Annotated in this window: 26 protein-coding genes and 1 pseudogene; 15 read left to right on the forward strand and 12 right to left on the reverse strand. The window is 61.0% G+C overall.

Annotated features, from left to right (window positions below; translation table 11 throughout):
* On the forward strand, window positions 1–1,163 hold a 1,163-nt coding region (locus tag EOA75_RS01905; protein WP_127323463.1), incomplete at its 5' end, for an alpha/beta fold hydrolase.
* Between the two features lie 280 nt (window positions 1,164–1,443).
* On the opposite strand, the gene EOA75_RS01910 is transcribed toward EOA75_RS01905, so the two are convergent.
* The 3 genes from EOA75_RS01910 to EOA75_RS01920 all read right to left on the reverse strand — a co-directional run bounded on the left by EOA75_RS01910 (window position 1,444) and on the right by EOA75_RS01920 (window position 4,171).
* Window positions 1,444–2,739: a tyrosine-type recombinase/integrase gene (locus tag EOA75_RS01910; RefSeq protein ID WP_127323464.1), complete on the reverse strand. Its 1,296-nt coding sequence runs from the start codon at window positions 2,737–2,739 to the stop codon at window positions 1,444–1,446.
* 233 nt (window positions 2,740–2,972) lie between these two features.
* Window positions 2,973–3,620 (reverse strand): hypothetical protein, encoded by a 648-nt coding sequence (locus tag EOA75_RS01915; protein ID WP_127323465.1) that lies wholly within the window; start codon window positions 3,618–3,620, stop codon window positions 2,973–2,975.
* 35 nt (window positions 3,621–3,655) lie between these two features.
* The gene (locus EOA75_RS01920) at window positions 3,656–4,171 is read right to left on the reverse strand and encodes a hypothetical protein (RefSeq protein ID WP_127323466.1); all 516 of its coding nucleotides are present in this window, start codon (window positions 4,169–4,171) and stop codon (window positions 3,656–3,658) included.
* 154 nt (window positions 4,172–4,325) lie between these two features.
* Between EOA75_RS01920 and EOA75_RS01925 the strand changes: the two genes are divergently transcribed.
* Both EOA75_RS01925 and EOA75_RS01930 read left to right on the forward strand, forming a co-directional pair.
* Window positions 4,326–4,667 carry a hypothetical protein gene (locus EOA75_RS01925; protein WP_127323467.1) on the forward strand — a complete coding sequence of 114 codons (342 nt, stop codon included), beginning with the start codon at window positions 4,326–4,328 and terminating at the stop codon, window positions 4,665–4,667.
* A 179-nt stretch (window positions 4,668–4,846) separates the two neighbouring features.
* The gene (locus tag EOA75_RS01930; protein ID WP_127323468.1) at window positions 4,847–5,098 is read left to right on the forward strand and encodes a hypothetical protein; all 252 of its coding nucleotides are present in this window, start codon (window positions 4,847–4,849) and stop codon (window positions 5,096–5,098) included.
* A 163-nt stretch (window positions 5,099–5,261) separates the two neighbouring features.
* Here EOA75_RS01930 and EOA75_RS01935 read toward each other — a convergent pair whose 3' ends face one another.
* The 7 genes and pseudogenes from EOA75_RS01935 to EOA75_RS01965 all read right to left on the reverse strand — a co-directional run.
* Window positions 5,262–5,963, reverse strand: a complete 702-nt coding sequence (locus EOA75_RS01935) for an adenylate/guanylate cyclase domain-containing protein (protein WP_095800229.1) — start codon at window positions 5,961–5,963, stop codon at window positions 5,262–5,264.
* A gap of 165 nt (window positions 5,964–6,128) precedes the next feature.
* Window positions 6,129–7,676: a S8 family serine peptidase gene (locus EOA75_RS01940; RefSeq protein ID WP_127323469.1), complete on the reverse strand. Its 1,548-nt coding sequence runs from the start codon at window positions 7,674–7,676 to the stop codon at window positions 6,129–6,131.
* Between the two features lie 9 nt (window positions 7,677–7,685).
* Complete coding sequence (locus EOA75_RS01945) at window positions 7,686–8,708, reverse strand: phosphatase PAP2 family protein (protein ID WP_127323470.1); 1,023 nt, start codon at window positions 8,706–8,708, stop codon at window positions 7,686–7,688.
* Window positions 8,709–8,789: 81 nt separating this feature from the next.
* Entirely contained in the window at window positions 8,790–10,376 is a 1,587-nt protein-coding gene (locus EOA75_RS01950) for a hypothetical protein (RefSeq protein WP_127323471.1), read from the reverse strand.
* Window positions 10,377–10,635: 259 nt separating this feature from the next.
* A complete protein-coding gene (locus EOA75_RS01955) occupies window positions 10,636–11,253 on the reverse strand; it encodes a methyltransferase domain-containing protein (protein WP_127323472.1) in 618 nt (205 codons plus the stop codon).
* Window positions 11,254–11,373: 120 nt separating this feature from the next.
* On the reverse strand, window positions 11,374–11,691 hold the full coding sequence (locus EOA75_RS01960; protein WP_127246343.1) for a YMGG-like glycine zipper-containing protein: 318 nt from the start codon (window positions 11,689–11,691) through the stop codon (window positions 11,374–11,376).
* Between the two features lie 182 nt (window positions 11,692–11,873).
* A pseudogene (locus EOA75_RS01965) lies at window positions 11,874–12,128 on the reverse strand (type II toxin-antitoxin system HicB family antitoxin); the annotation flags it as partial.
* A gap of 61 nt (window positions 12,129–12,189) precedes the next feature.
* Here EOA75_RS01965 and EOA75_RS01970 point away from each other — a divergent pair.
* The gene (locus EOA75_RS01970) at window positions 12,190–13,755 is read left to right on the forward strand and encodes a recombinase family protein (RefSeq protein WP_245466537.1); all 1,566 of its coding nucleotides are present in this window, start codon (window positions 12,190–12,192) and stop codon (window positions 13,753–13,755) included.
* Window positions 13,752–14,609 carry a plasmid partitioning protein RepB C-terminal domain-containing protein gene (locus EOA75_RS01975; RefSeq protein WP_127323473.1) on the forward strand — a complete coding sequence of 286 codons (858 nt, stop codon included), beginning with the start codon at window positions 13,752–13,754 and terminating at the stop codon, window positions 14,607–14,609. The genes EOA75_RS01970 and EOA75_RS01975 overlap by 4 nt, the downstream gene beginning before the upstream one ends.
* Before the next feature lie 320 nt (window positions 14,610–14,929).
* Here EOA75_RS01975 and EOA75_RS01985 read toward each other — a convergent pair whose 3' ends face one another.
* Entirely contained in the window at window positions 14,930–15,523 is a 594-nt protein-coding gene (locus EOA75_RS01985; protein WP_164747240.1) for an outer membrane beta-barrel protein, read from the reverse strand.
* A 550-nt stretch (window positions 15,524–16,073) separates the two neighbouring features.
* Between EOA75_RS01985 and EOA75_RS01990 the strand changes: the two genes are divergently transcribed.
* The 3 genes from EOA75_RS01990 to EOA75_RS02000 all read left to right on the forward strand — a co-directional run bounded on the left by EOA75_RS01990 (window position 16,074) and on the right by EOA75_RS02000 (window position 18,856).
* Entirely contained in the window at window positions 16,074–16,835 is a 762-nt protein-coding gene (locus EOA75_RS01990; protein WP_245466538.1) for a thermonuclease family protein, read from the forward strand.
* Window positions 16,836–16,978: 143 nt separating this feature from the next.
* Window positions 16,979–18,361, forward strand: coding sequence for a DUF3696 domain-containing protein (locus EOA75_RS01995; protein ID WP_127323475.1), 1,383 nt, complete (start codon window positions 16,979–16,981; stop codon window positions 18,359–18,361).
* Window positions 18,362–18,364: 3 nt separating this feature from the next.
* Window positions 18,365–18,856 (forward strand): hypothetical protein, encoded by a 492-nt coding sequence (locus tag EOA75_RS02000; RefSeq protein ID WP_127323476.1) that lies wholly within the window; start codon window positions 18,365–18,367, stop codon window positions 18,854–18,856.
* A 12-nt stretch (window positions 18,857–18,868) separates the two neighbouring features.
* Here EOA75_RS02000 and EOA75_RS02005 read toward each other — a convergent pair whose 3' ends face one another.
* Complete coding sequence (locus tag EOA75_RS02005; protein WP_127323477.1) at window positions 18,869–19,573, reverse strand: helix-turn-helix domain-containing protein; 705 nt, start codon at window positions 19,571–19,573, stop codon at window positions 18,869–18,871.
* Between the two features lie 83 nt (window positions 19,574–19,656).
* Here EOA75_RS02005 and EOA75_RS02010 point away from each other — a divergent pair, with 83 nt between their 5' ends.
* From EOA75_RS02010 to EOA75_RS02040, 7 genes are read left to right on the forward strand one after another with little or no spacing between them, the layout of a single operon-like run.
* On the forward strand, window positions 19,657–19,905 hold the full coding sequence (locus tag EOA75_RS02010; RefSeq protein WP_127323478.1) for a Cro/CI family transcriptional regulator: 249 nt from the start codon (window positions 19,657–19,659) through the stop codon (window positions 19,903–19,905).
* Window positions 19,902–20,192, forward strand: coding sequence for a hypothetical protein (locus tag EOA75_RS02015; protein WP_127323479.1), 291 nt, complete (start codon window positions 19,902–19,904; stop codon window positions 20,190–20,192). The genes EOA75_RS02010 and EOA75_RS02015 overlap by 4 nt, the downstream gene beginning before the upstream one ends.
* Complete coding sequence (locus tag EOA75_RS02020) at window positions 20,170–20,457, forward strand: hypothetical protein (protein WP_127323480.1); 288 nt, start codon at window positions 20,170–20,172, stop codon at window positions 20,455–20,457. Before EOA75_RS02015 ends, EOA75_RS02020 begins: the two co-directional genes overlap by 23 nt.
* Window positions 20,447–20,686 carry a hypothetical protein gene (locus EOA75_RS02025; protein WP_127323481.1) on the forward strand — a complete coding sequence of 80 codons (240 nt, stop codon included), beginning with the start codon at window positions 20,447–20,449 and terminating at the stop codon, window positions 20,684–20,686. Before EOA75_RS02020 ends, EOA75_RS02025 begins: the two co-directional genes overlap by 11 nt.
* Window positions 20,683–21,327 carry a site-specific DNA-methyltransferase gene (locus EOA75_RS02030; RefSeq protein WP_127323482.1) on the forward strand — a complete coding sequence of 215 codons (645 nt, stop codon included), beginning with the start codon at window positions 20,683–20,685 and terminating at the stop codon, window positions 21,325–21,327. Before EOA75_RS02025 ends, EOA75_RS02030 begins: the two co-directional genes overlap by 4 nt.
* Entirely contained in the window at window positions 21,324–22,583 is a 1,260-nt protein-coding gene (locus EOA75_RS02035; RefSeq protein WP_127323483.1) for a P4 alpha zinc-binding domain-containing protein, read from the forward strand. The genes EOA75_RS02030 and EOA75_RS02035 overlap by 4 nt, the downstream gene beginning before the upstream one ends.
* Window positions 22,580–24,391 carry a phage/plasmid primase, P4 family gene (locus tag EOA75_RS02040; RefSeq protein WP_127323484.1) on the forward strand — a complete coding sequence of 604 codons (1,812 nt, stop codon included), beginning with the start codon at window positions 22,580–22,582 and terminating at the stop codon, window positions 24,389–24,391. Before EOA75_RS02035 ends, EOA75_RS02040 begins: the two co-directional genes overlap by 4 nt.
* Window positions 24,392–24,659 lie beyond the last annotated feature (268 nt).

The raw sequence follows: 24,659 nt of genomic DNA on the forward strand, positions 1-24,659 counted from the left end.
CCGAAGAGGTCGGCGGCGACACGGCGGGCGCTGCGGAGATCGCGACGGCCGAGTTCGATGGCTATCCTCTCTTGATGTGCGACCCGACCGCCAACCGGATTCCGGCCGCCGCTCTCGATCGCTGCGCCGCCTGGATCGCCGACCAGCCCGGCGAAGCGGCAGCGGGAAAGGCCATGCCGCGCGATGTGTCGCAGATCCTGGACGGTCCGCATTACACGGAAAGCCCGGTGCTGATCGGACCGGCGCCGATGATCTGCGGTGTGCTTTGCCGACCGCGCGAACGCCAGACCGAGGCCGAGCCGGTGATCTTCCTCAATGCCGGTGGCGTGCCGCATGTCGGCTGGGCGCGCGGCACGGTGGAAGCGGCGCGAGCCCTGGCGGCGGAAGGCGTAGCCTCGCTGCGCGTCGACCTGCCCGGACTTGGCCTCAGCGATCCGACCGAGGAAGGGCGCCTGTTCCTTTATGACCGGCGCACGCGCCATGATGTAAGTCGTGCGATCAACTGGATGGAGCGAGCCGGCTACCCCGGGGTCGGCCTGGTCGGCACCTGCGCCGGCGCGTTTCAGGCTTTTCACGCCGCGCGAGCCGATCGGCGGGTACGGATGCTGACCATGATCAACCCGCTCTGCTTCGCCTGGAACAGTTCCTACGCGCTGGAGATGGCGGTCTGGAAGACTTACGAGACCTCCAAGGCCGTGCTCGGGCAGAACGCTGGCGCCATGCAGGAGAGCCGCGAGCCGGCCGCCCCCGCATGGCGCGGGATCGTTTCGCGATGCGCCCGGCTGATCATCCGGCGCGGGCTGGAGGCGATCAAGTCCACATTGTCGATGCTGCATCCGGCCGCGCTGCTTGGACAGCGGCGGGTGGAACGCTGGATGCGCGACCTATGCGGCCGCGGCGTGCGGGTCCTCCTCGTAACCTCGGAAGGCGATCTGAGCCTCAAGGAGATCGCCCGCCATTTTGGCTCGGAGGAAGAGCGGCTCGATAGCATTCGCGGCGTGACCAGGGTCTCGCTGCCGAATGCCGACCACACGCTGACGCCGTATCACGCACGGCGCGCCGTGATCGCTCGCCTGATCGACCATGGCGGCATCAGGCGTGACGGTTATGCTCGTTCCGAGCCGGTGCGCGCGACGGCAAGCCCTTCCTTCCTGGCGCCGTAGGCGATCATCAGTTCGGCTTGAGCATTGATATGCGGCAAGCGCGTCGCGTCTTGAAGCATCACGCAGCGATACGGTTCTCTGCGCGAAGCCGAAAGGTTTGAATAATCAGGGAAACTAAAGACTTTCGGGAGATTTCGTTCTGGTCGGAGTGGCAGGATTTGAACCTGCGACCCCATCGTCCCGAACAAGCTGTCTTGCCAGAAGAAGCCCGGAATTCCGGGCTTTTGCGATTAATGATCGGCCGTTTTTGGGGCCTTTGTTCACGTTTGTTTCCGGGGTTTCAGGTGGGTTTCAGGTGGGAGACGCCCGATCGGACGATGTTGCTCTTCTGGCGCGGCGCCGGCGCCTTGGCGGTGATCGCCGCGGCGGCGTCGGCCTGGAAATCGGGGTGATGGTGGTAGTAGTGCTTGCGCAGCACGGCTTCCGTCATGCCGCAGAAGTCGGCTGCCTTGGAAAGCTCGACGCCGTTCTGCATCAGCCAGGTCGCAGCTGTATGGCGCAGCGTGTGCGGGGTGACGTCGGTGACGAACACTTGCGTCTCGACGCCCTTGACGATCCGCGCCTCGTACCAGCCGAGGCCAGCGCTCTCGCAGGCTGACTTGAACGCCTTGCGCACCGATCGAACCGGCCCGCCTTCCCATTCGACGATGAAATCGTGCGCGATCATGCGGCCGATCGTGCGGCTTTTGCCGCGTCCCTTGGTCTTGATGTCAACCGGGGTGCGCGCCCAGCGGCGCATGTGCGCCAGCAGCCGGTCCGGCAGCCTGACCGGCGGCTGTCGCTTCCTGGTCTCGACCATGTCGGCGGCTCGCCTGAAGAAGACGCCGCGCTCAAGGTCGACGAAGCCGCGCCCCACTGTCGGCCGTGTCGCGGCCCCGCAGATGGCGGCGGATCGCGTGCCGGTGTAGAGCCCGGTCAGGATGAAGCGCGCCACGTGCCGGCCGGTCCGGCGATCGCTCTCTTGCCCCTTCCAGGTCTGCCGCATCTGCCAGGCTGCCCAGAGCAGCCTCGCCGCCTCAGATCGCGTCAGCGCGCGCTTGGCCTTCTCGGAGCGCGCCGGCAACACGATCTTCGGCACGGCCGTGATGTATTTTTCGGCGTGATAGTGGTTGATGGCCGCGCGCAGGTCCTCCAGCTGCCGGCGTGCCATCGCCGGCGTCGGCAGGATCCGGCCCTTCTTGGCCGGGCCGTTGACATATTCGCGGCAGAGTGCGCCTGAGATGTCGGCGACCGTGCCTGTGAAGAAAGTCAGAATGGCGAGCAGCCGCGCGGCCGTTTCCTTGCGATAGCTCTGCGACGGATTGAGCGCGACGACGTCCTCGGCATAGACATTGATGACGTCCGCGATCTTTACTTGGTCCGGGTCGCGGTTGCGCTGGCGCGTTGGCTGATGTTTTTCGCCGATATAGTCGGCGAGCTGCCTTTGAGCTTCAACAAGCTCGCTCTTGCCGCAGCCAGTGGGATGTCGTCTTCCGGCGTCCTCGATGTACCAGCCGGCCTTGCTGCGCAAGCTGCCGTCGGCCTTTCGGCTCTCGGACCGCCAGACGAGTCTAATTCCCTTGCTTGGACGCGGCATAGCTTCCTCATTCTCCCGATTGCTGCGAGTGTGGTGTATTCCTTGCCGGCGATGATTTCCGTCTCTAGCCGCCCGCGGTCGCGCTCCTTGCGCAAGCCGGCTGGGCCCATCGAGCCATCAGGGAAAGCAATCCGGGCCGCGATGTCCAGCCGCAGCGGCGCGTTTTCCGTGTACTCATCGGACCCGTTCATGGAGTGCCGTTGCCGCTGGTGTTCATGGCGAAAACTGCACGTTCAGCACGCCCGCGCCCCGATGCCGAGATAGCGCTGCAGGCGGTCGATGAAGGCATGCTCTGCTTTCATCGCGCCCCACGGTTCGATCGCGCCGACAAGCTTTGGCGGAGGCAGCGAAACGCGCGGCAGACAAGCGCTGTTCGGCCTGGTTCCGAACAGGGCCGCGGCCTCGGCAACCAGCATGCGATTATCCATGTCGCGGATCTGACGGCCATAGGCCGGCACGGTGTCGATATTGGGCAATTCAGCCGCCTGGTAGATCGCAAGGTCGATGCTGCGCTTGGCCGACGCGATCGCGCGGTGGGCGAGCTGGTCGATGAAATCTGCAGCCAATCCCGCGTCGCTCGCCAGTCGGCAGATGTGATGCTGGATCAGATCGACTGCCGGCCTGGTGATGTCGCCGAGCGCGTATTCATGCCCGTCATGAAGAAGGAAATAGCCGGCGGCCAAGCCGTCGCCGGTTTCGCGGAACAGCGCGTCGGCACCCATCACGCAATGCTGCGCCACGGAGTAGGCCGGGCAGCGATAGAGACCATTGAACCGCGCGAGCTTGGACAGCGTGTTGGCCATATCGGCGAAGCTGATGTCGGACGCCTTCGGTTCGAGGAGGTCGAAGGCCGACCCATCCGGCTTGAACGTTGGGATCATGGCGGGTCTGCCGCCAAGCGCCTTGCTGGCGGGCCTCATTGGTGCACCTGCGGCATGGCTGCTTCGACGGCGTTGATAACGCTCGAGCGAATGGCCGGGAAGATCGGCAGCCGGTCGAGGTAGCCCGACAGCACCGAAATGCAGCGTTCGCGTTGACCCGACCAGGGGTCGAGCAGCAGGGCGCCGTGAGCCGCACAATACTGGCCCCAGGCCAGGATGAGGCTCTGTGTAGGCTGCGCGTCGCCGGGCAGCGGTGGCCGATTGGGCGCGGCGTGCCGGGCCTTCTCAATCATGTCCGCAAGCAGATCCGGGCGAATGGTGATCTGCTTGGTGCTGGCGAGCAAAGCCAGACGTGCGGCGCTGTCCTGAAATTCGATGATTTCGGCGCTGGTGAAGCCGGCCCCGATCAAGTCCTCAAGCCGGACGCCGCCGCCAACAGCAAACAGATCGCGCATAGCCTCTGACATTTCCAAGCAGCGCGGATGGGTGTCGAACCCGGCTTCCGGAAACTCGCGGAGGGTTTGCGATGAACGTTGAACTTTATCGAGCAAGACGGGTCTCCTTGGACGGAAATCAGAGGGCGCCAACGGTGACAGCGGCGCAGAACAGGGTGGCGGCAATGAAGGCAATAGCAGCGAGCCGCTTCGCGATGGCTTCATCCTTGTGATAGCGTTCAAACCGTGCGCTACGGGCAGGGGGTATCGGATGAGAAAGTCGGTGCGAGCTGTCGTCTCGCTGTTCGTCATACCGGGGCCAGCCTTTGCCTACAGCGATGGGCAAATGGCGATTATGTCCCATGTCGGGCAGGCGATCGCCGGCACCAGGATCTGTCCGAAACTGGAAATCAACGAAGGCGCCATGGCGCTGATGCTGGCCGCCGAGGACGTCAAGCTCGACGACCCGACGGTTGCCGCGGTCATTCGGAGCAAGGTCAAAGAAACCGTCCGGGCTTGGGAGGGCAAAAGCGAAGACCTCGCCTGCGCGGCAGTGCTGATGCTCTACGGGCCGAGCGGAAAGATCGCGGGACTGCTGCGCTTCAGAAACTGATGTCACGGTCCGCCTCCATTCGGTCACATTGCAATGGTAGGTATTACCTACCTACCTTGTCAAGCCTAGTAGGTTCGTTCTGCAGCCTTGGGCTGTGGATTTGTCGCACCGACCCACTGCGTTTGTACTTGTTTTGTTCCGGTAGCCGAGTCAGATTGACGCGGCTAAGGAGGCGGCATGTGCTGACGTATTTTGTGGTTCAGAGATTCGATTTCACGCCCAAGGGAGCGATCACCGCTGGAGCGGCGGTGGAAGTCCAGGACATCGAGCATGCTTTGCGACTGGCAGAGAAACTGGCGGACTGTTCGGCCGGCGTCGTGGCGTTCAGCCGTACGGGTGATCCTTCGAGCGGCGAGTTCGACGATGCCATCATTCTCTACGCCAACGGGATCGTTCCAGCGCTTGAGGCTGAAATACCGGTAGCCTGTTGAACGTTGAGCCACCCTCAGCCACGGCGGCTTTGCGCCGCATCTCGGTCATTAAAGTTGCGGTGTCACTGCCTTAAAGCGGACATTGCCGGCGACTGCGCTGGAGGTCGCAAGTGCGCCACGAGCCGCCATTTGGCTGAAGTAGGGTTCAACGTCAGCTAACTCCTCAAAGGCCGACATTTGCACGCGCCATAGTTCTGCTTCGCGAACACGGTCGACGACAGTCGAGCGATTGGCGATGAGCCAGTTCGGCGGGGGTTAGCCGCACAACCTCGTAGGGGTCGATCGACGCAGTCGCCAGGCCAGCAAGGTGGAGGGTCGCACCGCTGACCATCACCAGCGCGTCGACGCCTGCACCATTCTCCCTCTTGCCAGCCTGCTCGACGCGGCGGGCGAAATTTACCTCCGAACCGACCAGAAAAGAGAAATCCCACTGGCGATCGTTGATGAACATCACCTCGCCGGAGTGTAAGCCGATCCTGATGCGGCGGGACAGGGAACCCGTAGAACGCTTCCAAGCGTTGCCGAGCGAGATTTGCGGTACCAGTTCCGCGACGGCGGCCAGCGCCTTTAGCGCCGTTTCGCTAGGCGTCATTTCGCTCCCCGGCCAGAGCGCTAGCACGCCGTCGCCGGTAAAGTTTTGAACGGTCCCCCCATGGGCCACCACGACCTGGCGGGTCAAGGCGAAGTGCTCGATCATGAACCGCGTGGTTTCGACCAGGCCAAGCGCGTTCGCCAAGCCGGTCGAGTCCTCCACGTCGGTAAACATGATGGTGGCGATGGCGCGCTGGAATTTCGTTTCACCGATGCCGAATGACGGGAGCACGCGGTCAGTCTGTGAATTCGTATAGGCAGTGATCGGATGCATTGGAGTCCGGCCCCGAGCGATTTCAAACGTCGCTCGAATATGACTGGACGGCGTAGGCGGATCGTAAGCCTGCCGTGGGGGGCACGTCAGAATTACGTCAGAAATCCATTCAGGCCGGCTTTAGCGGCTTGCAGGCGACCTTTTTAGTCAAATTCGGCGGGACCCTCAGCTCAACAACTTACGGAGGTCAAGCAGCCCCGCTCCAAACTGCTGATCGAACGAAGGCACCCTTCTCTCGCAATTAGGGCTATCTGGTAGAATCGGAACGTTAGCTTTTTCAAGCCAAGGCCATGAAACCTCCTTTGCGCCCGACTGGATCATCTTCGCCTTAACTTCTATGCCGTTGAGCGGCCTACCCGTGGAGCGATGTTTCGACTGCAACAAAGCGGCTGCTCCCGCGACGATGGCTGAGGCGGCAGATGTTCCGCCAAACACCGTGTACAGCCCGGCGCGGTCTCTGCTTTCGACGCTCGGTGGCTGGATCCCTTCCAACTGTCCGCCGGAATAGCCGTGGTAGCCCGGGATGTCGGTGGTGAGCACACCCTGCGGCGCGTATTCAACCTGGGGGAGCTTCTCATAGATATCGAAATTGTGGTCACGTGAACGCGGCGACTCCCTGTCCAGTCGTATTTGGCAGCGCGTGCACACCTCCTGGTCGTCGGATGGCGCGGAAATGGTGACGGAATTGTCGGTCGGATCGCCGCTGTAGTTGGAATATGCTGAACGTCTCGCCCGATAAGTGACGGCCGCTACCGCAATCACGCCGTTGCTTTCGCCGGCCTTGCTCGCCGGGTAAATCAGATGGTCGTAGCCATCGTTGCCGGCTGCGCAGATGATGGGGATTTCCTCGCTGATCGCCTCGAAAAGCTTCTCGAAATAATCCCAAATTGGCTTTGCCTGTTCGACCGAAGTATATCTGCTGTCGCCATATCCAGGATAGGAACGGTGCGCTCGCCATGGATCGGGTACTTCCCGGGGAAAGTGTATGACTGAAACCTTCTGGTCGCGGGCATAGAGGAACGCCAGAATGAGCTGCGCTGCGTCGGGCCGTGCGGAAATCTCGATCGGCAGGAGTTCAGCGCCTGGGGCGGCGCCCCAATAAGGTATCGCGCCTTCACCGTTGCCAAATTGCCTCAACTTCGCAGGCGAGGCCTCAGGGGCGCCGACCATCAGCCCGGCGCAGGCGGTCCCGTGCGCTGAGTAGCGCATACGCGAGGTCTCAGCAGTCTCCTGAATTACGCCGCGCCCATCTTTCAGTGCTCGAAGCAGCGATTTCTGAACCTCGGCTTCCTGCGCATTGTTTCTCGATTCGATCAGGCCTGCCGCCCATGCCCAGGTATCGTCGCCCACAAAGCTCTTGCTCTGCTGTTTTTCCGGCCCTCGCAAGACGGCCGGTTGCTGCTTGGGTGTGACGTAACTCAACCCGAATGGGTGAGCGGCGAAGCTGACCGCAGGACGGATACGAGGGTCGAGATTGGGATGGCTTGAGTTCACCCCCGTATCAATCTGGGCAATGACCTCGCCGTAACCGGGCTTGTCAGTAGCCAACAAATCCCAGGCGTCGGCCTCCAGCAGGTATGCGGCCTCGTGCGGCAACCGCGTTTCAGGGATGCGCGGACGATCGCGTAAGGCGCCGATTGCGATCAGGTGCCAGAGGTAGTGATACCAGTCATAACAGAGATGGCCTTCGCCCTTCTTGATGTCGTCCGTCATGGCACCCTCCTACCATTCGCTCTGGGCACGTCGGATCGTTTCATCCATCGCGTCCACCAAGTACGGAGAAATGCGCGCAGCCAGTTCCTCGCCGGCATCGGTGTCGCTGGCGTAGTGCAGCCCTGCCCATTCCCTGTTCTCGGCCACCCGGCGGGCGCGCGCATAAAGCGCGGTTACGCCTGCGTGCTCGGGCAACATGCGTTGCAGAACGTTCGCCACCGCAAATGACTGAAATGAATGGTTGGACGGGTAGGAAGCGTGCGAAGGAACCGGAAGCGCCGGCCGCAGCCTCTGCTCAATGATGTTGGGCCGCGGCCGATTGAATCGATCTTTGTAGTTGAGCCCGATCTCCTCTGTGAGTTCGAGGATCGCAACAATCAATGCGCATGTCCCCTCGAAGCCCGCGAGAGTGTCTATTCCGAGCGGTGCCGTGTAGTCCAAAATCCCGAACGATGCCTGGCGGACGATCTCCTCGCGCCGCACCGGGTCACCTTCCCTCCTCTTCTGCAGATCGAGAAGCGCTTCTGTCTCCCTGAGGCTCTCTGAAGGTCCGGGCGGGGGATCGATAAGAATGTCCTCCCAGATCGCGCCGAGATATTTGTTGGCGACGCTTAGTCCGATCGTGTGCAGGGCACGCTTGTCGTGCCACGCCGGCAAAGCCTCCTCGCCAGTTTCGAAAGCCGTCTGCCCTCTGCCGCGTCCCCGTCCTCGTCCGCGCCCTCTGCCCCTGCCTCGACCTCGACCTGCGCTCGGCCCCGCCCGGAAGGCTGGCGAAAGGCGCATGACACCCTCCACAGGGTCATCAGAAATCGTTATCACGATCTGCTCATCTTGAATCGACAGAACGCTGCTCTTGGCCATCATGGCCACGAAAGGATGCAGTTTTTCGCCGCCTCTATTTTTGATGTATTCTTCAAGAGCTTTTTCAGGTTTTGCGTCACCCAATATCAACGGATATTGTCGTATGTCCGATCCTCTGACCAGGAAGCGGGCGTTAAACAACTTGTTGTTAAGATCAATTATCGACATCATGTCCACCCCTCAACTAAAGCTTGCAAGTTCGATCCGCGTGACTTGGTGGTCGGGGCCTCGACGTAAGTGCGGTGCGCAACGCTAGGGCGCGTACCTTGGCAGCGTTATCCGCGACAGCCCGCTCTGGATAACCGAAACTCCGAGTACGCCTGCAATTGGATAATTCTCGTCCGAAAGCAGCTCGAGCGAGAAATCCGGCTCCGAGGCGCGCAGGCGTTCGACAGTTCTAACTGCTTCCAGAGTCTGCCCCAGATGCCCGTGGCAGGCAGCCGAGTATCTCAAAGCGGGTAGGTATGTAGGTTGCTGCGCAAGGACACGCTCGCCGTGACGTATCCCCTCCTCGAAGCGCCCGTTCAGAGTTGCCAAGATGCAGCACGTGGTATCGATGCAGTAACGATAAAGGGGAGGCCCGCCCAGTGCACGTGCGCGCATCGCATCCTCATATCCACGCTTCACCTCGCCGAGATAGCCGAGCGTCAGGGCCCGCATGTCCCAGCAAATGGCTTGCAGCGGGTTAGCGGCTATCGCTCGATCGGCGAGTTCCAGTGCCTGTGCGTATTCACGAAAGACGAACGAATGGGCATGAGCGGCCAACGCCAGCGTGATAGGATTGAAGGGGGCCGCTTCGACGGCGCGACTGGCGCAATCCCGAACCTGATCGTGAAAGGTGCCCGAACGGCCGACCCGTCTTTCGCCAAAGCGGGTGACAAACACAAACAGCTGCCACCCCAGATATGTGCTGCGCGGGTCGAGCTCATATGCTTCGGCGAGCATGCGCTCCGCCGAATCCAGGTCCGTATCGCGCATGCGGAACACCTGTCGCAGCGCTGTCAATGCAAGCCGAGACGCCCGGTGTCGGGGCTCGTCGCGGATGGACTTAGGATTGAGAACGAATTCGAGGATCGAAAACACGATCTGATTGACCAGCGACATCAGCTTCTGGCTCGCCGGGCCAGTCAGCTCGGCAAGCTCGAGAAAATCCGTATGCGACCACAGGAGCCGGCTGTCACCGGGCGCAATCAATCCAAATGTCAGGCCCACTCTGTTGCCCACCACCGTTGCCCTGGTTTGCAACAGCCAGTCCGGTAACGCAGTGCCAGGCGCTTGGGTCAGCGGTCCCTGCGCTTGAAAATCCACGACGTCGACCACTTCGAAATTCAGGATCGATCGAACCACAAGATCCAGGACAAGGTCGCCGACGGCCCTGTTAGCGGAGCCCTCCGTCCACCTGACATCGCGAACTAGGCCCAAGCATAGCCGCGACGAATTCAGAGGTGAGGCGATTTGCTGTCCGGACAATGGATCTGCCGCGCCAACAGGACAGATGTTTGCTGGCACTGTGCGAGGTCGGGGCCATTGGCTTCTTTGCTCACGAAGCCAATCCTCGAACTCTGGGTCGCGAATATCGAGGCCCTCAAGCAGATCACGCGTGGCAGAGCCTTCGGGCGGATCCTTCAAATCGATGCCGATCGAAGCGACGTCGAGTCGAACCACATCACGATCGGTCGAGATTAGATCAAGGCCGGCGTTGCGGAGCGACTTCCGAACCTCGGACAGTTCCTGCCGCAAGCTTGCCGCACCCTGCTCCTCGCCGCGAGTGCTCCAGAGCTTGCTTTGCAGCCATTTTCGGCTCCGCGTACCGTTGGGTGCCAGGGCAAGCATGGCCAAGAGCGCTTTGGACCGTCTGCCATGCGGCGTAACGTCCGCGCCATCCGCGCGCTCAATCGCGAATGGCCCAATCAATCTAAGGAAAGGACGGCCATCCGAGTACACTAGCGGCCCCTCGCGTCCATTGTCCCCTAATATATGATCCACTAATATAAATCTGTCTGTAGCTCTCGGCAATTCTCGATACGTCCGCTTCTATCGTCAGCATTTCAAGCTGCCTGACCGGCACCGGCCCAAAATCGGCTTCCCCGGACCGAGCCTAACTGCGCTTTTTCGCGAATGCCCACACCATCAGCGGGTATTCCTCGTCGTTGCTGAGATCCCGCCACAGGCCGTAGGCCCGCACCGGCCCGCCGATATGCGCCCTCGCACAGGCCTTGTTGCCCCAGCCGAAGGCCTGCACGTCGTCTTCTGCGAAGCCGCCCTCGATCATGACCTGCTTCAATCCCGCCGGCGTCCAGCGGTTGTAGTCATGCGGGCGTGCATGCACCCGGAACAGGAACGGTGTCGCCACCATTGCCCAGCCGCCCTGTTTGGTCATTGAATGGATGTTGGCGGCGGCCGCGAGCGGCCGCTGCACGTGCTCGAGCACCTGGTCGGCAATGACAATCGAAAATTGCTCGTCGGTGCGGTCGCGGCAGATGTCGAACTCGGGGAAATCGACCGAGCGGTAGTTTGGGCACATCGCGCGCCAGTAGCGGTTCCAGCCGGGGGAGATTTCGATGACGTCGCGGGATTTGCGGTTGGCTGCTTCGAGGAAGGCGGTGAAAGCCTCGATCTGGCGAATGCGCAGCCAGTTGCGGGAATCGTAGCCGATCAGCCGTTTCACCGCGCGCTTGCCACGGTCCTTCAGCGCGCCGGCAAGGGTCGTCGTCATCTCGACCTCCTCTGCAGCCCGCCGCAGAGACGATTTTACATCGAGAAGCGTACAAAAGGATGACGGAAGAGGGGAGCCGGCGCAGAAAACGCCGTCTCCCATAGCCAGTCACTCAAAGGATCAATAATCGCCGTTGTAATACCGGTCGTCGCAGGGCGCGGTGTAGATCTGGCCGTAGCGGTCCCGATAGCGGCAGAGCTGCTCGCCGCGGCGCTGCGGGGTCGTGGCGCTGCCAACGACGGCGCCGAGCAGCGCGCCGCTCGCCGCGCCGATCACCGTCGACTTGGTGTTGCCGCCGATTGCCTGGCCGACCAGTGCGCCGCCGGCGCCACCGATCAGCGCGCCGGTGGTGGCACGCTGCTGGCCCTCCGTTTGGGTCTCGCATCCGGCAAGTGCCGCGGTCATCAGCACCGCCACAAAAACCTTCTTGATCATCATCTCCAGAACTCCTTCAAGCCCCAAAGACCAACTAAAACAGGGGCGTACCTGGCCGAAGTGGGCTCGCATTGCGGCGGAACGGCGGCGGAGCCTGCTCACGAAATGAGTCAGGGTTTCCCGGTGGTTGAAGGCCATGGTTGCCAAACGGCAAAGGCGACCCTCTCGGCAGTAACCCTTCAGCGGGTCCTCAATGGAACAATGATGGTCGCGAGCTCCTGATTGTCGGCGTCAGCCATGATCTGTTCAAGAGAGCTAGGTTCTGGGATCGCCTCGCCATCATCAATCAGACCCTCAACATGAAAGGCGAGAGCCTGTTCGGCCAAGTCGCGCGCTTCGCCGAGGCTAGCGCCGGCGGTAACGACGCCGGGGAAGTCAGGAAAGGACACTCCGTAATCGCTGGCGTCTTCTTTGTGGATCAACCCGATGTACTGGCGCATCGTTTCCTCTTGCCGCGCGGCGGCCGGCCCCTAGCTTAGAACACCCGCACGACGGTGCAAGATGGACAAGTCTGCAACGGCTCCCGCCGGCCCCCTCGGGAGGCCAAGGATCCGTGCGGCCGAGTATCTGCGCATGTCCACAGACAGGCAGATCTACTCGATCGACAACCAGAGAGATGCGATCCGCAATTATGCGAAGGTCATGGGTTATGACATTGTTGCGACCTATGAGGATCCCGGGCGAAGTGGCCTCAGCCTCGTGGGACGCCCAGGCTTGCAGCAGCTGTTGGAAGATGTGGAAAGCCGGCGAGCCGATTTCGAAACCGTCGTTGTCTACGATGTGAGCCGTTGGGGGCGCTTCCAGAATACCGATGAAAGCGCCACCTATGAATACCGGTGCCAGATGGCCGGAGTGCGGATCGAGTTCTGCGCCGAGCTGTTCGTCAACGATGGGAGCATCGGGTCCGACGTCCTGAAGGCAATCAAACGCAGCATGGCCGCGGAGTACAGCCGCATGCTGTCGAACAGGGTCTTCGCCGGTCAAAGCCGGATAGTCGCACTGGGTTTCAGCGGCGGTGGCCCCGCCGGCTATGGCTTCAGGCGCCTTCTTGTTGACGGCTCCGGAAATCCCAAGGCGATGCTTCATCGCAACGAGCGAAAAGGGCTGGCAAGCGATCGCGTCATTCTAGTGCCGGGGCCAAAAGAGGAGGTCTCCACCGTACGGTGGATGTTCAATCAATTCGTGACGAAGGGAAAAACGGAAGCCGAAATTGCGACCGCATTGAACGCTCGCGGCCTGGTTACTGAACGCGGCCGACCATGGACCAAAGCATGCGTGGGCACGATACTGACGAGCGAGAAGTACATCGGCAACAATGTCTGGAATCGAATATCCCATAGGCTTCTGCACGACCGGGTAAGAAATCCGCCAAGCGCATTTGTTCGCGCCGACGCTGTCATCGAGCCGCTCGTGACCCGGGCGCTTTTCGATCGTGCGCAAGCTATCAGGCGCGCGCGCGCTTACCTCAGGCCCGATGAGGAGCTGCTTGCCGATCTGACCAAGCTCCTGAAAGAGCGGGGGAAGCTGTCGAGCCCAATCATTGACGCCGCCCCCTTCTGTCATTCAGCCTCCATTTACGCGCACCGATTTGGAAGCATGAAGGCCGCCTACCAGTTGATCGGATACGACGCCTCGGCGAACTATCGGAAACTCGATGTCAGCAACCGGCTCAAACAGATCCGGCAGCAAGTCGTCGAGGAATTGATGTCGAACATCGACAAGGTTGGTGGTTCGGCACTGTACGATCCCAAAACAAAGCTTTTGTGCGTCAATGACGAATTCTCCATCGCGATATGGATCGCGCGCTATCGGATTATCGTCACCGGTTATCCACGCTGGATATTTTGGAACCGCGGTCTCGTTGGGCCAGATGTGACGATTTTGATCAGAATGGAGCCTGATCATCAAACTGTTCGTGACTTCCTCATTGCGCCCGCGCATGAAGCTCAATCCGCCCTTCGCATGCTCAACGCAAACAACGGCGTGCGCCTTGATGCCTTCCTCTTCGCTTCGCTCGATCCTGTCGTGGAGATGGCGAGACGAGAATCGATTTCGGCGATCCCGTGACAGTAACCAAGGCCGAGCTTCGTCGCTTCGTCGAGAACAACCGGCATGCCGCCCGTCTGACGAGCAATTTGCAGGCGCCGCAGAATCCATTGCGTGGCCCGGCATTCTTGCGGACCTATAAACGCCAATTCGATCGGATGCAGGATTTCATCAGAGAAGCCGTCGCAGCGCGGCATCAACTGCAAGTCGTCGTCAATGCCACCGGTCAGATCCTGGCCAACGCGGCGTTCCGCGCCTTGCTGCAGGCGCATGATCTCGCAACGCTGCCTTGGATCCTGGCGCAAGTTTCGCCAACCGGACCCGATTCCCGTTCTCAAGAACAGCACGGCCCGTCGTGCTTCACAGCCGAGCCGCAGCTTGTCGGCGGTGTCTGTCTCGAGGCTCTCGACCTCCTGAACGATTTCGGCGCCCCCGTGAAGATTTTCCCCTTGTTGCGAGAGGTCGTCCCGAGCCGGCAGGTTGAAATCGTGCGTCTCATGCTAGCGTTGGACCGGGTGCAATTTCGAGTGGCGAGAGTGTTGATCGCGCTCACACCACGAGCGCAGCTCACCGATCCTTTTGCGCCCAGAAAGCAATATGAGGGCATCTCCCCGACGCGCTTGGCTGACATGCAAACTGACCTGGCCAAGGTCAGCCATGAATATCTGAGCGCCGCCAGCACCCATGGCGCAACAGTGCTCAACCTGATCGCCGTTACCGGTTATATTGACAAATTGCTGAACAACCCCGCGCTAGTGCGGTTCATGGCGCGCAATTTTGCCGGGCACCTTGAGGTGTATCAGGAATTGCTCGACTTTCGCGAAAGTGGGTTTCAGAAACGTGCACCTATCGCTGAACAAAGCGCGTGGATTTGAGCTCTCCAATCCCCGCGAGGACCCGCTTCTCTGACGTTTTCAGCTCGCTGAGAACCGTCCTCTTGCGCTGACGGGGCACCGGAGCGGCGCTCCCGCCAGGATGCACCCGTCAGTCGAGAACTTTGACGATCGTATAGCTTTCGAGGTCCACGACCACGATCCGATTGTCGATGACCGTGTATTCGTATTTCACGTTGTCCGGCGAGCCTTGTGAAGCTGATCGATTAGCGGCCGCGACGGCCAAGCCACTTGAGCCCGGGCCGTTAAAACGAAGAACGCCGGGCGATGCCGGCGTTCTAAACTCAACTCGCTTGCTACGGCTAGAACTTCAGGCCGATGCCGACGCGGAAGTCGTGAGCCTGTACCTTGTGCTCCAGCACGCAACCGCCGCCGCAATAATCGAAGCTCTTCTTGCCGAAGAAGGAAAAGTCGTACTCGCCGCGCAGGAAGACGTTGTGGGTCAGCGGCACGTCGATGCCGGCCCCGACAATCCCGCCAACGATCGTTCCGTCCCGTTCCGCAAAGCCGACCGCGTCGGTTTTCAAGTCCGACACCGTTACACCCGCCGTCAGGTAGGGCAGGTATCCGCCCAGGTCCATGCCCACGCGGCCCTTGAGCGAGCCGAAGAGACCGAGCGACTCGTCGAGGTCGCCAGGGCCTGGCACGTCGTGGAAGTGGCCCTTCTTGAACCGGTAGCCCAACTCGCCTTCAACGCCGTAGACGATGTTGCCCGACTGGAAGTTGTAGCCGACAAAACCGCCGATCGTCGGCGAGCCTACGTTGTGCGTCACGCTGCCGATGTCGGGCTCGCGGATGTTATAGTGCTCGAGCGTTCCGGCTCCGAAGGCACCGGCATAGGCGCCCTGCCATGTCCATTCGCTTGTCACAGCCGGTTCTACGATATCGGCCGCCATAACAGGGCCGCAGACAGCAAGGCCGAATACGCAAGCAAGCAAAAGAGATTTCATGTTTTGTCCCACCGCAATTTTACGTTGACTCGAGATATACCGCACAGCGCGCCGAATTGCTGTTGCGAAAATATCACGGTGCAGTGGTTCTGAGGTCGGCCGGTGGATAACTGACACTCTGATCGCGACTTCTTATGGGTCTCGCGCCCCACCTGCCCATGGAACAAGCGGGGGCTGGATCAGGTCTCACGGGCCGATAGGTCGGCTCCGCCTGGGCAATTCTGCTGGTCTGCCCTCAGGCGCTAAAGCGGATTCGACAGCCAAATACAAATGGAGCACTATCGTCTTCGGTGTCGGGGGATGCCTCAATGTATGTAAAACTGGATTTTGCCGCGGCGAGTGTGCTCCCGGTGTCGAGCTGTGCTGGCCGATCTGCCGAAAGCCGCCCGGGCGGCGCGATGTGATCGGGATCGACAAGTCCCGTTACGACGACCGCTCTAACCAGTGGCGGCGTCGCACTGGCGCGCGACGCTCACGATCCGGGCGCTGGGCAAGCGTGCCGCTTCGTCTTGTGCTCGTGACGGTGGCTGCAATTTCTGCGTTGGTCACGCAATTCGTCATGCATAACAGCGGGTCGCTGCCGGAAATCAACCTGCAGAACATCATCAAGCCGAGGCCGGCATCGGTCGGCGGGGTCGCCTCGGTGATCGACGGCGACACGATCGAGATCCACGGCCAGCGCGTGCGCTTCAACGGCATCGACGCACCGGAGAGCCGCCAATATTGTGACGACGCGAAGGGCTTCGAATATCCCTGCGGCCGCCGCTCCGCCGAAGCGCTGGACAAATTCCTGGCAGCTTCCAGGCCGATGCAATGCTCGTTCGTGACATGGGACCGCTACGGGCGCTTTGTCGGCAATTGCACACGAGCCGACGGCGCGGACGTCGCCGCCTGGATGGTCGAGCACGGGCAAGCGCTGGACTGGCCGAAATACAGCGACGGCGCTTATGCAGCGCAACAGGCCAAGGCGCAGGCGGCGAAGCTCGGCCTATGGGTGGGCAACTTCCAGGCGCCATGGGATTGGCGGGCGCAGCACAGCGATGATGTGCAGGCGCCGGCCACACCAACCTTCGCACTCGGCAGCGGCAACACCGGCTGCACCATCAAGGGCAACATTTCCGCCGAAGGCGAACGGATCTATCACCTGCCCGGGCAGAAATATTACAGCGCCACCATCATCAATCAGGCCAAGGGCGAGATGTGGTTCTGCTCAGAAGCCGAAGCCGTTGCGGCGGGGTGGCGGCGTTCTAAGCGCTAATGCCACCAAATGCGTTGGATGGGGTTCTTTGCAGGGTTGTTCACGTAAGCGAGTTGTTTCGTCAGATAGAAAATTGCAGTGATACCACCGCCCCCTATCCCAGAACATTGGGATGAAGTGGTCCCAAAGGTTGGAGAAGGTCCATGCTGTCCAGTTTAGATTTGACGAATTTTCGGGCGTTTAAGTCAGCAGCATTTGAGTTTTCCCGTTTGAACATTTTCGTCGGGCCCAACAATGCGGGTAAGTCGAGTGCGCTTAGTGCCATAAACGTGCTTGCCCAGTCGTCCACGGCCGACAATTTGGGCAGCGGTCCAGTCATTCTGAATGGTCCATTCGATCAGCTCGGCACTTATAAGGACATGGTCCACGGCGGCCGGGCCAACACGCCGATCCGCTTGGCTATGAAGATCGGCAACTATTTTTGTGACTTTGAGTTAAAATATAGGACTCAGCGTAGAGAAATTGAGCTATCGAGAATCAAACTATCGCACAGCAATAAGCCTCTATATGAATATTCGTCGTCAAAAGATCGTTACAATATTCTGATAGCCGGGCGGGATGTTGAGGAGATAGGTGCTGGTATAAAAAAGACGCGCCCGCTGATGGTTGGCTTCGTTCCGTTGTTTCAGGAAGCATTTCGCTATGACAGACAGGCAAGACAGTCGTCCGGTGGTGCAAATTATTCTGATGAAATATTCGACTTCCTAAGATATAATGAAAGGTTGATTATAAATTTCAGAAGAGCCGTTCTAGATACCTTTGAAAACTACGACACTTTGGGTGCATTTCGTGAAATGCCCCAGAGGACTTACTTACTTTCTGGCGAAACAGCGTCGAAGATTGGGCGCGCCGGTGAAAACACCGTTACCATGCTGGCGAGCGACGCCTCCAAACGAGGTAACGAGCAGGTCGGTTTCGCCGACGAGATATCAAGGTGGCTCAGGGCAACCGGTATCGCAGCCGGAATCCGAGTTAAGTACCTCACCGAACGACATTTCGAATTAGTTTTGGTCGGAAGGGATGGTTCAGACCACAACATATGTGACGTAGGATTTGGATGCAGCCAAGTGCTCCCGGTTCTTGTCGCAGGCATAGAGTTGGCTCACCGTGCCAGGCAGGGCTCATCGGCAACTCCCATATTGATGGTCCAGGAACCCGAAATTCATCTACACCCCAATGCGCAAGCAGCTCTTGGCTCGTTTTTTGCCTCGCTCTCAAGATTGCGGTCCCAAGTTTTCATCGAGACACATAGTGACAGCCTCGTGTTGCGAGTCGCTACACATGTTGCTGCGGGCGACATCAGCAGGGAGAACGTTCGGATATTTTATGTCCAGGATGTCGACGGACCAAACCGGGTGACTCCTATACAAATCTCAGACAATGGGTCCTTCGAGCCGCCGTGGCCGGGTGGGTTCTTTCCTCAAAGACAGGCGGAATCATTTGAACTAGCCAAAGCCGCAGCTGCTGGAAAATCGACAAGACCCGAGCAGCAGTCTTTCGACTTTTTCTATCCGGGAAAGCGATAGACAATGCCGACCGTAATTGATGCGAATTGCTTCAAAGGCTTTCAAGAAGAGCGAGTCGGGGACCTGGTCGGATGTTACTCGACTGTCGTGAATCTAGCTATCGAGCGTGGTTGCATTGCAATTGATGATGAGGACATGGCTCTTCAGGAATATCATGACTGCTGCCGGCCGGCGGCGGTGGGTCTCAATCTGCGCGACTGGATAGCAGATCAGCTGGTGAATAAGGTGATCGTCATGTTCCCCATGGATCGCAAAGCGGAAAGAGAACTAAGGGAGCTTGGTGTGCCGAAAAAGGATAGAAAGTGGCCCGCCATTGCCCTGGGTTCGTCGTCGGACATTATTGTAACTGACGACATTGATCTATTTGACCCTCGCGCGAAGAAATATAAGTCGAAGCAAAAGGAAAAGATTAAAAAAAGCGGTGGATGCGTGTCAAAATTGCTGGTCAGGAAATATGGTATAGCAGTTTTCTCCGCGGAAAATTTTATCGAATAAGCGGAATCGGAGCTACCGAGCGTTGTATTTCCCCACCACCCGGTGACAGATCGGCCAGTCTACGCGGCTCTCGCTGAACGTCTTCGCCGGCCGGTACTGCTCCAGCGTCCATTCGCGATCGTTCATGCCCACCAGGCGCTTGATGATCGCTTCCTCGTCGCCGCGCTCCTTGGGCGGGGTATGGAAGAACACGGCGTCGGAATCGCGCGCCGGCTGCAGATGCGGGTTCACCAGCGCGGTGTCCCCGGGCCAATAGGCGGGGATCATGGATTCGCCGCGCACCAGGATGCCGTAGCCGCCGCGCACATTCTGCAGCACCGCCGGCCGCTTCACCCAGTCGATCGCCTCGAAGGTCACGATCATGTGGCCTTCGCCGCCCATCGCCGCGGCATAGATCGGCAGGTCGCGCCCGCCCACCAGCTCGTCGCCAGGGATGATCGGCGTGCGCGACGCACGCGGCTTCGGCTCGCGTACGATCGGCACGGGTGCGGCGCCTGAGGCGTCGAGCAGCCAGGCCACGTCGGTCTTGAGCAGCGCGGCGAGCTCGGGCAGCCGCTCCATCGAGGGGCGGGTGGTGTCAGCCTCCCATTGCGTGACCGAGACACGCTTGATGCCGAAATGATCGGCGACGTCGTTCTGCGTCAGGCCGGCAGCCTCGCGGGCTTGGCGGAGGCGCTGGCCGAGTGTCGTCGAGTCGGTGCGTATCGTCGCGATCATGCCGCAGCATAGTAATTATTGCTTACTTTTTTGCAAGCGATTGCCTGTTGACATAGTAGGTAGGTAATACCTACCATCATGCCATGATCGAAATCGTCAGAATCGCAGCCGCCAAGGTTGGCGGATTGGGCGCGCTCGCCTCGCATCTCGGCATCCGCCACCAGGCTTTCTACTCCTGGAAGCGGGTGCCGGCCGAACGCGTGCTCGACATCGAGCGCGCCACCGGCATCTCGCGCCATGCGCAGCGCCCCGACCTCTTCGGTCCCGATATTCTTGCCGGTCGCGCATCCTCCCAAGCCGTGACCGGCAGCGGCGAGGAGGCGCTGCGATGAGCCGCGCCTCCTCGATCAAAGTGCCGGAAAATGGCCGAGAAGGCCAGAAAACATCGGTCGATTTCACGCTCTTTGCGCTCTTCCTCGAAGCCCGGCGCATCCATCGCGGCAAGTCGCCGACGCGCGTGGCGCAGGAGGCTGAGGTCGAGGTCGACGCCGTCTTTCGCGCCGCGCGGGGCCGCGATCCTGGCGAAGACGAGTTTCTCGCGCTCTGCGCCTGGATCGGCGAGGAGCCGGCGCTGTTTCTCAAAAAGGAGGCCAGGCATGGTCAGGCTCGCTGCCTATGACTATCGCGAACTCGGCAAGCTCTTGCGGGCGAGGCTCGAGGAAGACGGCCGCGGCTGGCGCGTTTGCGCCGCCGACATCGGGGTAAGCGCTTCCGACCTGTCCCGCATCTGCAACGGCCAGAACGTCTCGGCGCCGAAGGTCATCGCCGTTTGCGACTGGCTGAAGCTTTCCTTCCGCGCCTTTTACCTGCCGCCGCCAGTTGATGCCGGCGCGATGTTTCACGGGACGAGCACTGAAACAGGGAGCACCTGTGATGCTGGATAGACCTGCAAAAGCAATCTTCGGAACACCCGGCAGCATCGACGCGGCGACGCTCTTCAAGCTGCCTTTGCCGATGCAGGCCGAGGGCGTGCGGCTGCTGTTCGAAATGGGCCAGAGCCTCGAGCAGGTGCGGGCGCGGCTGGGGCTGTCCGCACGGCAGGTGCGAGCGCTGGTCGAAGCCGATGGTCTCTTCTCGCGCGGAGGCGAGGGCATCGGAAAAGAGTTCGAATGAACCATCGTGAAGAGATCATAGGCGCCTGCCGTTTGATCTTAGGGGATTGCCGGAAGGTGCTGTCGACGCTTTTCGGTATCAAAGCAATCCTCACTGACCCGCCGTACGGAATCGGCATTGCATCGAATCCGGTGAGGCAAAAGCATGAGCGCAAGGACTGGGACGCAAGCGCGCCAAGTGAAAGTACTTTCGATTTAATGCGGAGGGTCTCGGATCAACAGATTATCTGGGGCGGCAATTACTTCCCGCTGCCGCCCTCCCAGTGCTTTTTGGTGTGGGACAAGGTCCAACCAGAGGACTTCAGTCTTGCAATGTGTGAGCAGGCTTGGGCCTCGTTTCAGAGCCCCGCAAAGCTCTACCGTCGCCGGGTCGTCGGCTATGCCAAGAGCCACCCGACCCAAAAGCCGGTAGAATTGATGGAGTGGTGCCTTCGGTTTTTCGCGGCAGGTACAGTTTGCGACCCCTTCATGGGATCGGGCACGACTGGCGTCGCATGCGTGAAGCAGGGCCGCCCCTTCATCGGCATCGAAATTGATGCCGGCTATTTCGAGATCGCCTGCGAGCGGATCCGAAAGGCCTATGCACAGCCAGATATGTTTGTCGAAGCCCCAGCTGAGCCGAAACAGGAGTCGCTGCTTTGAGCACGCAGTCTGGTGGCTCCGTCATCGAACTGTTCCTCGAAGCGGCCCGCGACGTCTCGGTTGAAGACGCCGCCAAACGGCTCGGCCTGAAATTCACCGGCCGCCGGCACGAGCACCCGCAGCCATGCCCGCATTGCGGAGGCACGGACACCTTTGCGTTCAACACCGTCAAGAACAAATGGAACTGCCGGGCTGGCGACGCCGGCGGCAATGACGGCATCGGCATGGCTGCGCATTGCGAAGGCCTCGACCTGCATCGTCGCGAGGGGTTGCTGGAGGCGTGCTCTGTTGTGCTCGACCGGCCGGTTCCTAGCCAGGCGGGAACCGAAGATGCCGACGCCGCCACCGCTCGCCGCAGCCGCCTTGAAGAGCGCCGGCGGCTGAATGAAGCTCGGGCGGCTGAACGCGCCGAACGGCAGCTCGACTATCGCGAAAGGGAGCGGCAAAAGGCCAGGTCCATCTACGAGTCCGCCGCACGCGTCGGCCGATTTGGGAGGCTGGTCCTCGACTATCTCGAGGCACGCGGCTGCGGCCGCATTGGCGCCTCGCAATGGCTGCGCTACGCATCGGAGCTGGCTTACTGGCACGGCAACGATCAGCGCGGTCGGCCGAGTAAGCTCCATTCTGGGCCGGCGATGGTCGCGCCCTTCATCAATGCCGACCTGGAAGCGATCGGCTGCCTCATCACCTGGATCGATCTCGGCTGCTCGCCGAAGTGCCGGCCGCTGCTCACCGATCCGGCGACCGGCGAGCCCCTGCCGATCAAGAAAATGCGCGGCTCGAAGAAGGGCGGGCTGATCCCGCTTTTCGGCGATCCTTCTGCGGCACGCTGGGTCGGCGGGGAGGGGATCGAGAACGGCGCGGCCTTTGCCTGCTGGGAGAGCTGGCGCGAGGACACGTTCTATTTCGCCGCCGGCGACCTCGGCAATCTAGCCGGCCCGGCCGATCCCGCCTCGCGCTTTGCCCATCCCACGCTGAAGAAGCCGGATGCGAAAGGCGCATTGCGACCGCTGATGATTGCCGGGCCTATGCCCCGACCTGGTCAGGACCCCGAGGACGCCATGTGGGTGGGCGAACAGGTCACCGAGCTCGTGCTGCTCGCCGATGGCGACTCCGAGCGCGTTGTGACCGCGGCGGCGATGGCGCGCGCCCGTGCCCGGCATGCGCGGCCGGGCAGGGCGATCCCGATCGTCTGGCCGCGGCCTGGCTGCGATTTCGCCTCCATGGCTGCCGAAGCCGCAAAGAGGGTGGCATGAGCAGCAAGAACCCCGCCATGCCGGATCAGGTGGCCGCCGTGCTCGAGGAAGCCCAGCGCCAGGCCGCCGCCTATGGGATAGAGCCCCGATCCCCTTTGTTTGGCGCGAGTGAAACGTGGCGGCAGCTTCCCGAACAGCCCGACGAGCAGTCGGTGCTGAGCGACTGCGCCTTGGAGCCCGAGACGGATATCGGGAACGGCCGGCGTTTCCTGATCCGCTACGGCTCGCGCGTCCTGCATGTGGCGCGCGTCGGCTGGCATGGTTTCGACGGCACGCGCTGGAAAGAGGACGAGGACGGGTCCGTGGTGCGGCCGCTGGCCCAGAGGACCGCCGAATTGATCTCGGCCGAGGCGGCGCTGCTGAGCGCGACCGAAGATGAAGAGAGGGCCCTGGAGGCCGGCCGGAACGCCCGCCTGGAGCGCAAACGCCTTGGCGCGCCAAGGAAGGACTGGGACGCCGAGAAGCTCGGCCGGCTGATGGAGCTGGAAGACCTCATCGACGCCGCCAATGAGGCGCAGAAGAGCGCCAATGCGAGGAAATCGTCGCGGCATCGTCACGCCAAAAGCTCGGCCGGTTCCTCGAAGCTGGACAACATGATGAAAGAAGCGCTGCCGCATGTTGCCAGGATGGTGGGCGACCTTAACAAGGATGTCTACGCCTTCAACTGCCGCTCCGGCACGCTGCGTTTCGTGCGGATGGAGCACGAGGAGTCGGATCCGCAGGACCCTGTCTATGAGTGGCAGCCGCGCCTCGACCTCCACAATCCCGTTGATCTGATCTCGAAGAGTGGTGAAGCCGAGTATCGGCCCGGTGCCGCGGCGCCGGTGTTCGACGCTTTTCTGAAAGAGGTGCAGCCCGACCCGGAGATCAGGGGCTTCCTGCAGCGTTTTGCAGGCTATTGCCTTCTCGGCCTCACAGTCGAGCAATGCCTGGTGTTCTTCTACGGCGCAGGCTCGAACGGCAAGTCGACCTTCGTCGACCTGCTCTGCTCGATCTTCGGCGACTTCGCCGTGACGCTGTCGATCGACAGTTTCGCCGGCGATACCAGGCGAGGGGGCAATGAGGCGACGCCGGATCTCGCGCGCCTGCCTGGGGCGCGGCTGGTCGCGGCATCGGAACCCGAAATGGGCGTGAAGCTCAAGGACGCGCTGATCAAGACGCTGACCGGCGGCGAGAAGATCGCGGTGCGGCGGCTGCACCAGGATTTCTTCGAAGTGCTGCCGCAGTTCAAGATCCTGCTTTCAGGCAACCACAAGCCGCGCATCGATGACACTTCCGACGGCATCTGGCGCCGCGTCTATCTCGTACCTTGGGAAGTCCAGATCTCGAAGGACAGGATCGATCGGGACCTGCCCAAGAAGCTGCGCGCCGAAGCCGACGGCGTCTTCGCCTGGCTGGTGCGGGGAACGCTCGACTACCTGAACTATGGGTTGCGACCACCGGAAAGCGTGCTTGCCGCGACCCGCGAATACCGGGAAGAGAGCGATCCGATCGGCGCCTTCCTGCGCAACGCCTGCATCGTGACTGGCAAGGAGGATGACGAGACTTCGCCCGGTGACCTGCACCTCGGCTATGCCAACTGGGCAGCCCGCGAGGGTGCGGCGGAGTTCAAGTCGTCGACCTTCTCGCGCAAGCTTCCCGATTACACGCGGCTGACATGGCGATCGCCTGACGGCGCGATGAAGCGCTTCTGGAAGGCGAAAAGCGGCACGACGATTTACCGGGGCATCAGGGTCAAGGACGAGTTCGTGCGGCCGCCCGGCCGCGATCCAGGCCCTTCGCCGGAGGCATACGGCTTTGAGGGCTGACCCTTTCCCCACTTTGGCGCCAAGGCCGCGAGGGACGGTAGATTGCGAGTTGGGGAAGGGAGCCGGACTGAAAGGGTTTGGGAAAGCAGCAGGTTAGGAAGCAAGGGACGCTGGGGTCGATTTCTCTCGGTTCATCCGTGCGCGGATGAGATCAAGCGAAGGACAAAGAGGGATGGCGGGTGTTTCATGTATGGCGCGGATTTCATCGTCCCTTTCGACCCTCCCGTCCCGACATCCCGGCTATCCTGCTGCTTTTGTTCGCTTTGTT

Source organism: Mesorhizobium sp. M1A.F.Ca.IN.022.07.1.1 (assembly GCF_003997575.1).
In the GTDB taxonomy this organism is placed as follows: Bacteria; Pseudomonadota; Alphaproteobacteria; order Rhizobiales; family Rhizobiaceae; genus Mesorhizobium.

Coding starts and splice junctions, on each gene's coding strand:
- EOA75_RS01925 (WP_127323467.1), top strand. CDS start 4,326: ATGAGAAAGTCGGTGCGAGCTGTCGTCTCGCTGTTCGTCATACCGGGG.
- EOA75_RS02040 (WP_127323484.1), top strand. CDS start 22,580: ATGAGCAGCAAGAACCCCGCCATGCCGGATCAGGTGGCCGCCGTGCTC.
- EOA75_RS01940 (WP_127323469.1), bottom strand. CDS start 7,676: ATGACGGACGACATCAAGAAGGGCGAAGGCCATCTCTGTTATGACTGG.
- EOA75_RS02030 (WP_127323482.1), top strand. CDS start 20,683: ATGAACCATCGTGAAGAGATCATAGGCGCCTGCCGTTTGATCTTAGGG.
- EOA75_RS02020 (WP_127323480.1), top strand. CDS start 20,170: ATGGTCAGGCTCGCTGCCTATGACTATCGCGAACTCGGCAAGCTCTTG.
- EOA75_RS01970 (WP_245466537.1), top strand. CDS start 12,190: ATGGACAAGTCTGCAACGGCTCCCGCCGGCCCCCTCGGGAGGCCAAGG.
- EOA75_RS01910 (WP_127323464.1), bottom strand. CDS start 2,739: ATGCCGCGTCCAAGCAAGGGAATTAGACTCGTCTGGCGGTCCGAGAGC.
- EOA75_RS01960 (WP_127246343.1), bottom strand. CDS start 11,691: ATGATGATCAAGAAGGTTTTTGTGGCGGTGCTGATGACCGCGGCACTT.
- EOA75_RS01985 (WP_164747240.1), bottom strand. CDS start 15,523: ATGGCGGCCGATATCGTAGAACCGGCTGTGACAAGCGAATGGACATGG.
- EOA75_RS02025 (WP_127323481.1), top strand. CDS start 20,447: ATGCTGGATAGACCTGCAAAAGCAATCTTCGGAACACCCGGCAGCATC.
- EOA75_RS01955 (WP_127323472.1), bottom strand. CDS start 11,253: ATGACGACGACCCTTGCCGGCGCGCTGAAGGACCGTGGCAAGCGCGCG.
- EOA75_RS02010 (WP_127323478.1), top strand. CDS start 19,657: ATGATCGAAATCGTCAGAATCGCAGCCGCCAAGGTTGGCGGATTGGGC.
- EOA75_RS01995 (WP_127323475.1), top strand. CDS start 16,979: ATGCTGTCCAGTTTAGATTTGACGAATTTTCGGGCGTTTAAGTCAGCA.
- EOA75_RS02015 (WP_127323479.1), top strand. CDS start 19,902: ATGAGCCGCGCCTCCTCGATCAAAGTGCCGGAAAATGGCCGAGAAGGC.
- EOA75_RS02005 (WP_127323477.1), bottom strand. CDS start 19,573: ATGATCGCGACGATACGCACCGACTCGACGACACTCGGCCAGCGCCTC.
- EOA75_RS01915 (WP_127323465.1), bottom strand. CDS start 3,620: ATGATCCCAACGTTCAAGCCGGATGGGTCGGCCTTCGACCTCCTCGAA.
- EOA75_RS02000 (WP_127323476.1), top strand. CDS start 18,365: ATGCCGACCGTAATTGATGCGAATTGCTTCAAAGGCTTTCAAGAAGAG.
- EOA75_RS01945 (WP_127323470.1), bottom strand. CDS start 8,708: ATGATGTCGATAATTGATCTTAACAACAAGTTGTTTAACGCCCGCTTC.
- EOA75_RS01935 (WP_095800229.1), bottom strand. CDS start 5,963: ATGCATCCGATCACTGCCTATACGAATTCACAGACTGACCGCGTGCTC.